This is a genomic window from Pirellulales bacterium, assembly GCA_033762255.1.
Lineage (GTDB): Bacteria > Planctomycetota > Planctomycetia > Pirellulales > JALHPA01 > JANRLT01.
Genome location: JANRLT010000061.1, coordinates 54,051 through 63,282 on the forward strand (window position 1 = coordinate 54,051; position 9,232 = coordinate 63,282).

Below are 9,232 nucleotides of genomic sequence, written 5' to 3' on the forward strand. Positions count from 1 at the left end.
CCTAAAAAGCTATTTTCCCGTGGCAGTCGATGTGGAGGGACGGGGAACAAAGGAAGCTTCCCCTATTATTATAATCCACGGATTTGTTCCGTGCCCCTTTAGCCACCCCGACTAGGTCAAAATACCGGCAAAACAGCCGTTATTTGCCGCAATAGTCGATGACCCGGGCGATTTCGCTCTTGAGATCGGGACGTCGCACGATCCGGTCCACAAAGCCATGTTCCAGCAAAAATTCGCTGGTCTGAAAGCCCTTGGGCAATTCAATGCGAATGGTGGCTTTGATCGTGCGGGGACCGGCAAAGCCGATCAGCGCCTTAGGTTCGGCAAAGCAGACATCCCCTAGCGACGCAAAGCTGGCCGCCACGCCCCCCATGGTGGGATTGGTCAGGACGCTGATAAACAACCCCCCCGCTTCGTGATAGCGGGCTAGCGCGGCGGATACCTTGGCCATTTGCATCAACGAGAGGATTCCTTCGTGCATGCGGGCACCGCCTCCAGAGGCACTAATGATGATCAGCGCCAAATTTTGGGTGGTTGCCCGTTCTACCAGGCGGGTTAGCTTTTCGCCAACGACCGAGCCCATGCTCCCCATGATAAACGCCGAATCCGTCACGCCGATGGCTACCCGTCGCGCACGGACCATGCCGGAGCCGGTAACAATTGCATCCGCCAGGCCAGTGCGCCGCTGTTCGGCGGCAATCCGCTCGGCGTACGGCTTTTTATCATTAAAGCCCAGCGGATCGACAGATGTCAGGGCGGGATCCCATTCTTCAAAAGTTCCCTCATCCAAAACCTGCGCCAGACGTTCCCGGGCGCTCACATACCAGTGAAAATCGCATTCGGGGCAGGTATTGAGCCGTTGCTCGGCCGCTTTGACAAAAATTGTCGCCTGACACCCGGGACATTGCTGCCATAATCCTTCGGGGACACCCCGTTTGCTGCGTTTCATGGGGGGTTGGGGGGTGACGTTGATAAGGGATTCCAGATTGCCTGTCGCCACGGAAATTACCTTTGTCCACGAAAATGGGAAGTTTGGGGACCCTGGCACAACCACCCCCATGAATTCGACCTGACAGCAGGTTTCATAGGCTGGTTGTGGCGGCGGTTCAATAGACTTAGCGAAAACGGATAGTCTGTAGTTACCCCAAACTCCCGATTTGGGGAATGCCGTTTCAAACTTTTGGAATGAAATTCCCCACCAAATTTATCGTTTAGGGACTAATTTGAACAGCAGTCTCATAAAATCGCCATGATTGCGGGAGGCCGTAATGCTACAGCAGAAGGGTACTATACCCGATATTGGAGACGAAAAGGCTGATTTCAGGTGAGAGCCGGAATAACCAAAAATGGATTGAATAAGAATGTTACGATGTTGTTAAATTAAATGCTAGTAATGGTTTATAGCAATTTACTGTATGGATGATCGGTCTGGAATGTGTCGCAAAACTGCTGAAAACATCAATTGGCGGAACTAACGGTAAAATTCATTTCCGTTCGCCAGGTTTTGGCATGTAATTCTAATTCGGTCGTGGTGGCCGCCTGCTCAAAAACCTTCCAAAAATCAAATTCTCCCCCGGGGTCCAGTTGTGCGGCAAACCAACTGGCCAGCGGTTCGGCCACGATAATCGCCACACGCCCCTGGGAATGCTTTTTGGCGATTTTTTCCAATCCCGCTTCCAGTCGCTTGGCCGCAGTCGTGATCACTTCGCCTTGCGGCGGGCAAACGCTTTCTGGATGCTCTTGCCATTGTTTATAGACCTTAGGCTGTTTATGGCGGATGTCATCGATCAGCATCCCCTGCCAAAGGCCGAGATTCATATTGGCAAATTGTTCACATTTATAAACTTTGGCCCGCAACGGTTTGGCAAGCAAATTTGCCGATTCGACGCAGGCCGTTTGGTTGCCGCAGTAAATCGCCGTCCAGGTTTGCTCCTGAAGTTTGACCGCCAATTGGCGAATTTGGTCCTGGCCCGCTGGCGAAAGTGGCAAATCCAGATTGCCGGCAATCCGTTCTTGCTCGTCATAAAACGTTTGCCCGGGACGGATTAGAACTGTTTGTAACATACAATGTTGATCCTAGATTTTTAATTTCCGGTGATTGGTCCCCAGGGGACTAAGCAAGATTGTCAGAACCGGCGGCGGCCAACCTAGTCAGGCTGTTGATTGCCGCGGCGTAGTCTTTTTGGCGAAAAATACCCGAACCCACCACAAACAATTGTGCCCCGGCGGCGGCACAAGAGCTAATCGTTTGCGCATTGATGCCGCCATCCACCTCCAACAACAATTCGGGATTGCTGGCGCGCGACCAGTCGCGGATTTGGCGTAATTTGTCGAGTGCGGTGTCGTCAAACGCCTGTCCGCCAAAACCTGGTTGCACACTCATGGGAAGCACCAGATCGCAATCCGCCAAAAAAGGTTGCACCGCGGCGGCTGGCGTGGAGGGATTGAGAGCTAACCCGGCCGCTGCGCCCAAGGAGTGAATTTCTTTTAGCAACGGCCGCGGATCGCGCACGGCTTCGATGTGAATCGTCAAGACATTCGCCCCGGCGTCGCGATAGTGCCGCAGATAATCCGCGGGATTGCTAATCATCAAATGGACATCCAAGACAAGATTCGTGCAACGGCGGCAGGCTTCGACAATTGTCAGCCCATAGGTCAAATTCGGGACAAAATGTCCATCCATGACATCCAGGTGCAGACAGGCCGTTCCGGCAGCTTCTAAGCGGAAGATTTCCTCCGCCAGTCGGCCAAAATCGCACAACAGCAAAGAAGGCAACACCGCCGGACAGTGCGCGCGCAATTCGCGCAACCGGGCCCTACCTGCTGTATTTACTAGAGAGTCTGCGGACACAAAGCCCGGAGCCAGGATCACCCGTGATCCATGCTTTCCTCCTGTCGCGAATCGCCAAGGATGAGTGTTGCGATAACGCTAACAGGCTGGGAAAAATGGGTTGACCTGGGTCTCCCTCTGGGAGAATGGCGTATTGCGAGTGTTGAACATCAACACCCGGTTTTGCATCGTAAAGCTCGTACCGTCATAAAATGCGATAGCCAAGCCTTCGAAACGTCCGGCGCTTTCCCCGCCCAACGCTACATGAATTGTAGCAGATATTGGCAAGAATTTACACGCGCGGGTGAAAAGATTGTCCTAAGTTCATGGTGTGCAATCCTTTAAAATTTGCGGCATCATTTTTGCTAAGATTACGAATTTTCATTTTTGGCTTAGCTAATATGCCAATTCCTCATTGTTTTCCGAGTACTGACAGAAAAAGAACACAAGATCATCGTTCCAATTCAGCCACCTTGGGCAGGTCTTCCAAATTTTTTAAGCCAAAGAGTTTTAAAAAGCGGGGGGTCGTGCGATACAGGGGGGTGCGGGGAGATTCAGGCGGTCGTTCGAGCTGTAACAACTGTCGCCGCACTAACTGGCTCAGGATGGCTCCGCTGGGCGTCCCTCTTTGCTGTTCCACCGCCTCGCTGGTTAATGGCTGGTTGTAAGCCACAATTGCCAAAACATCCACCGCCGCCGGCGACAAGCGCGCTGGACGCACCCGTCCAAAGAGGGCGTCGCGCATCCGGGCGTACTCGCTTCGCAGGCTTAGGCGATACCCGCCAGCCAAACTTTCGATGGTATAAGGGCAGTCCGCCGCGACATAAAAGTGATTGAGATCCCGCACCAGTTCGTCAATCTCCGCCGCCGTGACGCCCCGCATCAAACTGGCCAGATGCGCGCTGCTAATTGGTTGCTGATCGGGCCGTCCGACAAAGAGCATGACCTCGACCAGCGAACGGGGTGTGATGGGGCAAACCGCTTCATCCGGGTTGCCAGGGTGCAAAATATCCCCGGCGTCTTCGCTCCCGCGGATATCGCCGGGGATTGCGCTTTGCGACGAATTCGCGGCATCCAACAGGGGATCCGTGCCGTCGACAACGGGAATAGAATAGGGATCATCCCCCTGGCGCAAGAGCGACTGAAACGCTTGGCTTAGTTGATCCAGCGAAAACCCCGCGTCCAACGCGGGATTGCCGCTGTCTGGATTGTCCACACCCATGTTGACGAAGACCTCTTGCCGCGAGTCAGGTTCATTCCAGCTATTTTAGCCGCGTTTGCCTACCTCTTTTTTCATAAAAGCCAGGCCTTCCTTGGCCAGTTGCATTTCGTCGTCAAACATTCGCCGCCAGATTTTGGTTGCGGCGCTGATGCCCGGCAAGGCCAAGCCAAACGCTTCGACCACGAGCCAACCGTTGTATTTCACCTCATGCAAGGCGTTAAAGGTCTCGTTCCAACCGATCTCCCCCTGACCCGGTGTGCTGCGGTCGTTCTCGCTAATATGCACATGATACAAATGCGGTGCCGCCAATCGTATCGCCGTGGAAATATCCTTCTCCTCGATATTGGCGTGAAACGTGTCGTACATCATCCCGCAAGCGGGATGATCCACCGCCTTGACAAAGCGCACCATTTGGGCGGCGCAATTAAGAAAATACAATTCAAACCGGTTGAGATATTCGCAGGCCAGCCGCACATTGGCCTGCCCCGCGTGCTCGGCGACTTGCCGCATGCTTTCCACACCCCATTTAAACTCATCCTCGGTGGGGCCTTTGCCGGTGAATTCGCCGATTGCCGAATGAAACGGCCCGAGCAGCGTCTCCGCCCCGATCGCCGCGCAGCAATCCACGGTTAATTTATTGTTTTGCACGCCCAAGGCGCGTACTTTCGCATCGGGACTAATGGGATTATCAGCCGCTCCTCGCACCGCTACCGCCGTGCAGGCCAAACCCAGGTCGGTCAACTTCTTTTTCCAGGGGATAAACAATTCGGGTCGGGGGTCAAAGATCGGCACTTCCACGCCATCGTAACCCAGCGCTTTTAATTGTTCCAAAATCGGCAGCAGACCGTCATGCAGGTGATCGGTCCACAACAGCAAATTCATGCCGTATTTCATCGGGCAAGTCCTTTGATAACAGAGTGTGGGCGTGGGTACCCCAAAAATGGGTCAGGGGAAACGACAAGGCCAAAAAATCTATTCACGGACGAATTTTCCCTATGGTGACAGATTTTGCGGCCAGGGGCAACAGAGGGTAAAGCGGAAGTTGTATTCTCGTTATTTTTATGGGGAAAATCGCTAGCCCCCCCTCGTTGAATTCGTCCCTCGCTAAAAATTCACGTTGGCTTTTTTGGCCAGGCCGGGGAAGGTAGCGGGAAATATTTTAAAAAAACGACCCCGACTTGCATCCAACCGGCAACATCGGGCGAATTCATGGTTGAGCGCTCAGATTGGAAATTTTGACGGGAGAATGTTAGTCATGCCGTTCCCTTATGGCGTGCTTGGTAATTCTCCACACAATTTAGTGACATTTTTACCCCACAATTCAGGAGTTATTTATGAAGATCAGTCTTTTTGCCCTTTTAGCGGTTGCCACCGGACTGTTTGTTGGTCAGATGTCTTATGCTGGCAAGCCCTGTGCCGCCAGTCGTGCCCAAGCTTCCGCTGCCTACCGTGGCCATGCCGTCCAGCATGTCGCGTTCGCCAAGGAAGAAGCCAAAGATATTGTCGACACAGCCGTGGGAGCCGAAGGTTTTAAGACCTTGGTCGCCGCTGTCAAGGCCGCGGACCTGGTTGAAACCCTCAAGGGCAAAGGTCCTTTTACGGTGTTTGCACCCACGGATGAAGCATTTGCCAAGCTTCCCAAGGGTACCGTGGAAGAACTGCTCAAGCCGGAAAATAAGGACAAGTTGGTGGCCGTGCTGACGTATCACGTGGTGCCGGGCAAGGTTTTGGCCGCCGATGTGGTCAAGCTGAAAGAAGCCAAAACTGTCCAAGGCACCGCCGCCAAAATCACCGTCAAGGAGGGCAAAGTGATGGTGGACGACGCGAATGTGGTCAAAACCGACATCATGTGCGCCAATGGCGTGATCCATGTCATTGACTCAGTCATCCTGCCCAAGTAAGTTAATTTTCCGTAACTATGAAAGTTTAACTACGGAAAATCTTCGAAATTGGATGGCAATTGGCTTGTGACTGACTTGATTTTGCCACGCATAGCCGCTGGAGACACCACCGCCGTACGCGATTGTTTATCGCGTTACGGCGGTTTGGTTTGGTCCCTTGCGCAGCGTTGCTTGGCCAATCCCACCGATTGCGAGGAAGCAACCCAAGAAATATTTATAGAAATTTGGCAACAAGCCGAGCGTTTTGATCCAAACCTGGGTTCGGAAACCGGCTTTATCAGCCTGTTAGCCCGCCGCCGGTTGATTGATCGCTTGCGTCGGGCCAATCGTCAACCCAACACATCTTCCATTACTGACGACATTACCGTGCCGCTTGCCCCCAACAGCTCCTGCCCGTTGGAATTGGCCGAAACCACCGCCCAGGTGCGTGAACGGTTGGCCAAACTGCGCCCAGCGGAGCGGCAGGCGGTTCAACTGTCGATTTGTGACGGACTGAGCCATGCCGAAATCTCGGCCCAGACGGGACAGCCGCTGGGGACGGTAAAATCCCACGTTCGCCGGGGTTTACAGTTTTTGCGTCAGATGTTTGTCGCCGACCTTGAGCAAGGGGGCGTGACATGAATTTCACCGAGAACCCCCGTGAAGAGCGGTATTGGGAACTGCTGGAACAACATCTGGCGGGGAGCCTGAATCCCCAGGAAGCCGCCGAGTTTGCCCGCCTGAGCGCGGAATTTTATCCCGCTGCCGAAAATCCGCCCGGAACAGATCCCCATTTGGCCAGTCAAATCGGAGTTACAACCGATCTGGCCCACTGGAAAGAACTGGCGGGACTGGTCGTTGCCGCCCAAGCGGTCCCCAATTACCAGGAATTGCCCGGATCCCTGGCCGAAAAAATCCTAGCCACAGCCACCCTGCCGGATCATAGGCAAACGACGCGCAAAGGCTTCGCATCGCAGCCGGTCCACGTCGCCAGTGCCGGTACATTGCATGGCGATCCACGCCCGTCTCGCCCAGACTCGGCAAATGTTACCCCTGCCCAGCAATCCCTCTGGTCGCGAGAAATGGGGGCTTGGTTGGTGGCGGCGGCAAGTATTTTTTTAGCATTTGTGACGTTGCTCAATCGCGCCTCGGACAGATCTAGGGACATCGTTGTGGTGCCACCTCCACCCAATGCCGCCGTCCAGCGAGAGGAAATGCTTGCCCGGGCGGGTCAGGAAAACGCCCAGATTATCCGCCGCGACTGGACCGCCACGATGGACCCCGCCGCCCTAGGGGCCAGCGGTGACGTGGTCTGGGATAACGCGGCCCAGCGTGGATATATGCGTTTTCGAGGCTTGCCGGTCAATGATCCCCGCCAGGAACAGTACCAACTGTGGATCTTTGACACCGCGCAGAATGAAAAATACCCGATTGACGGAGGGGTTTTTGATATCGAGCGGGGGACGGGGGATATTATTATTCCCATTCAGGCAAAACTGGCGGTCCAGCAGCCGACGTTATTTGCGATCACGGTGGAAAAGCCAGGTGGCGTGGTTGTTTCCGACCGTTCGCGCTTGCCTCTCTTGGCCAAGGTGGAGTAAGGTAATGAATGTTTGAAAGAAGCATGCCCATGGCAGAATCCGGCCATAAACACAGATCCTGTGCAATCCGCATTCTTCATTCATCATTCTTCATTCATCATTTACCCCCTTCCCCCATGTCTTCCCCCTCCCGTCGGCATTTTTTACAAACTTTGGGCGTGGCCGCCGCGGCTGGTATTGCGACGCGGCAGACAGGTCAGACGTCAACTGTCCTCGCGGCGGATGTGGCCCCCGTGCCGTCAACCGCCACCCACCAGGCAACCGCAACTCGCCAGCCCCCCGAGCGGACGCATTTGGGCGTGTCAACGTACTCCTTTTGGCAGTTTAACCGAGAGGACTGGCGCGACCTGGGCAAGTGCATCGACGCCGCGGCGGAAATGGGCTTTGACGGGGTGGAGATATTACACCGTCAAATGGTTGACGAGTCCAACGCCACGCTGCAAGGGCTAAAAAAGCGGGCGTTTGTCAATGGTCTATCGCTGTGCGGGTTTTCCACGCACCAGGGATTTGTTTCGCCCGATCCGGCCGAGCGGAAAAAAAACATCGACCATACCATTCACTGCATTGAGTTGGCCTACGCGATGGGCATTCCCACGATGCGGGTCAATACGGGCCGCTGGGGGACGAGCAAGGATTTTGACGCCCTGATGGCCAATCGCGGCATCGAGCCAAACCTGCCTGGCTATACCGATGAGGACGGCTACAAATGGGTGATCGACAGTTTGGCCCAATGCCTGCCCGCCGCCGAAAAATGCGGCGTCTACCTGGGATTAGAAAATCACTGGGGGCTGGGCCGCACACCAGAGGGGGTGCTAAAAATCATCAAAGCAATCGATAGTCCCTGGCTAAAGGCGACGCTGGACACGGGAAACTTCCTGGAGGACCCCTATGACCGGCTGGAACTGATGGCCCCTCAGGCGATCCTGGTCCAGGCCAAGACGTACTACGGCGGCGGCCTGTGGTACAGCCTGGATTTGGATTATCCCCGCATCGCCAAAATGCTGGCCAAGCACAACTATCGCGGGTGGATCTCGCTCGAGTTTGAGGGAAAAGAAGACCCAGCGACGGGGGTCAAGAAGAGCATTGAGTTGCTCAGAGGGGCATTTGGGTAAGGGGGGAGGCACTGTAACAATAAAATGTGCATTTTTCTATTTGTGTGGTGGTGACGCAAGGCACTGGTTGACGTACGCGGATTTACGTATAGGTGGTTAATGTAGTACGGCGAGTCAGGCGGAATTAGGTTGTGCAACTACAGTAGGGTGGTACAGCCAATTAACATGGCGATGTCAATGACAACAATCCTTTGCTGCCCAATTATGAGCGGAGTGGATTCGCGCCTGTAGAGCAGTATCTTTTTTCCTCCCCAAATAAAGTAATTCTCAATCTCTGCCGCCCGACCGGTCAAATTGTTTTAAAGCCGATTCTTCGCAAGTAGCTGTATGTGTCATCATAATATTCTGGCTTACGAGTGGGATCTGATTCGGAACCATCAGGCACAACGATCACCATACCTTGACGCGCACGCGTTAGCAATACTCGATAAGCGTTCTTCATGTGAAGTGGCGGACCCTAATCTGAAACGCAATTTATGTCAATAAAATAATTTCCCGCAGGGGGAATTGGGGTTGTAAAAAACATGGCTGGACGTTACTAGCGGTGCGGGTATCTGACATCCACGCCACTGGGAACGGAGTTCCAG

Annotated in this window: 10 protein-coding genes; 4 read left to right on the forward strand and 6 right to left on the reverse strand. The window is 54.1% G+C overall.

Going from position 1 to position 9,232, the window contains the following annotated elements; all coding sequences use genetic code 11:
* Nucleotides 1–139: 139 nt before the first annotated feature.
* The 5 genes from accD to SFX18_16930 form a co-directional block, all read right to left on the reverse strand.
* Entirely contained in the window at nt 140–949 is an 810-nt protein-coding gene (gene accD, locus SFX18_16910) for an acetyl-CoA carboxylase, carboxyltransferase subunit beta (protein MDX1964832.1), read from the reverse strand.
* Between the two features lie 509 nt (nt 950–1,458).
* Nucleotides 1,459–2,064 (reverse strand): histidine phosphatase family protein, encoded by a 606-nt coding sequence (locus tag SFX18_16915; GenBank protein ID MDX1964833.1) that lies wholly within the window; start codon nt 2,062–2,064, stop codon nt 1,459–1,461.
* Nucleotides 2,065–2,113: 49 nt separating this feature from the next.
* Nucleotides 2,114–2,809: a ribulose-phosphate 3-epimerase gene (gene rpe / locus SFX18_16920; GenBank protein ID MDX1964834.1), complete on the reverse strand. Its 696-nt coding sequence runs from the start codon at nt 2,807–2,809 to the stop codon at nt 2,114–2,116.
* Between the two features lie 472 nt (nt 2,810–3,281).
* Complete coding sequence (locus SFX18_16925; GenBank protein ID MDX1964835.1) at nt 3,282–4,052, reverse strand: SMC-Scp complex subunit ScpB; 771 nt, start codon at nt 4,050–4,052, stop codon at nt 3,282–3,284.
* A 45-nt stretch (nt 4,053–4,097) separates the two neighbouring features.
* Nucleotides 4,098–4,946, reverse strand: a complete 849-nt coding sequence (locus SFX18_16930; GenBank protein MDX1964836.1) for a sugar phosphate isomerase/epimerase — start codon at nt 4,944–4,946, stop codon at nt 4,098–4,100.
* Nucleotides 4,947–5,386: 440 nt separating this feature from the next.
* Here SFX18_16930 and SFX18_16935 point away from each other — a divergent pair, with 440 nt between their 5' ends.
* From SFX18_16935 to SFX18_16950, 4 genes are all read left to right on the forward strand, one after another.
* Entirely contained in the window at nt 5,387–5,953 is a 567-nt protein-coding gene (locus tag SFX18_16935) for a fasciclin domain-containing protein (protein ID MDX1964837.1), read from the forward strand.
* 66 nt (nt 5,954–6,019) lie between these two features.
* On the forward strand, nt 6,020–6,574 hold the full coding sequence (locus tag SFX18_16940) for a sigma-70 family RNA polymerase sigma factor (GenBank protein ID MDX1964838.1): 555 nt from the start codon (nt 6,020–6,022) through the stop codon (nt 6,572–6,574).
* Nucleotides 6,571–7,533: an anti-sigma factor gene (locus SFX18_16945; GenBank protein ID MDX1964839.1), complete on the forward strand. Its 963-nt coding sequence runs from the start codon at nt 6,571–6,573 to the stop codon at nt 7,531–7,533. Before SFX18_16940 ends, SFX18_16945 begins: the two co-directional genes overlap by 4 nt.
* A 116-nt stretch (nt 7,534–7,649) precedes the next feature.
* Nucleotides 7,650–8,645, forward strand: a complete 996-nt coding sequence (locus SFX18_16950; protein ID MDX1964840.1) for a TIM barrel protein — start codon at nt 7,650–7,652, stop codon at nt 8,643–8,645.
* A 289-nt stretch (nt 8,646–8,934) separates the two neighbouring features.
* Here SFX18_16950 and SFX18_16955 read toward each other — a convergent pair whose 3' ends face one another.
* On the reverse strand, nt 8,935–9,087 hold the full coding sequence (locus tag SFX18_16955) for a DNA/RNA helicase domain-containing protein (GenBank protein MDX1964841.1): 153 nt from the start codon (nt 9,085–9,087) through the stop codon (nt 8,935–8,937).
* Between the last annotated feature and the right edge of the window lie 145 nt (nt 9,088–9,232).

Coding starts and splice junctions, on each gene's coding strand:
- SFX18_16935 (MDX1964837.1), top strand. CDS start 5,387: ATGAAGATCAGTCTTTTTGCCCTTTTAGCGGTTGCCACCGGACTGTTT.
- SFX18_16945 (MDX1964839.1), top strand. CDS start 6,571: ATGAATTTCACCGAGAACCCCCGTGAAGAGCGGTATTGGGAACTGCTG.
- SFX18_16925 (MDX1964835.1), bottom strand. CDS start 4,052: ATGGGTGTGGACAATCCAGACAGCGGCAATCCCGCGTTGGACGCGGGG.
- SFX18_16955 (MDX1964841.1), bottom strand. CDS start 9,087: ATGAAGAACGCTTATCGAGTATTGCTAACGCGTGCGCGTCAAGGTATG.
- SFX18_16915 (MDX1964833.1), bottom strand. CDS start 2,064: ATGTTACAAACAGTTCTAATCCGTCCCGGGCAAACGTTTTATGACGAG.
- SFX18_16950 (MDX1964840.1), top strand. CDS start 7,650: ATGTCTTCCCCCTCCCGTCGGCATTTTTTACAAACTTTGGGCGTGGCC.
- accD (MDX1964832.1), bottom strand. CDS start 949: ATGAAACGCAGCAAACGGGGTGTCCCCGAAGGATTATGGCAGCAATGT.
- SFX18_16930 (MDX1964836.1), bottom strand. CDS start 4,946: ATGAAATACGGCATGAATTTGCTGTTGTGGACCGATCACCTGCATGAC.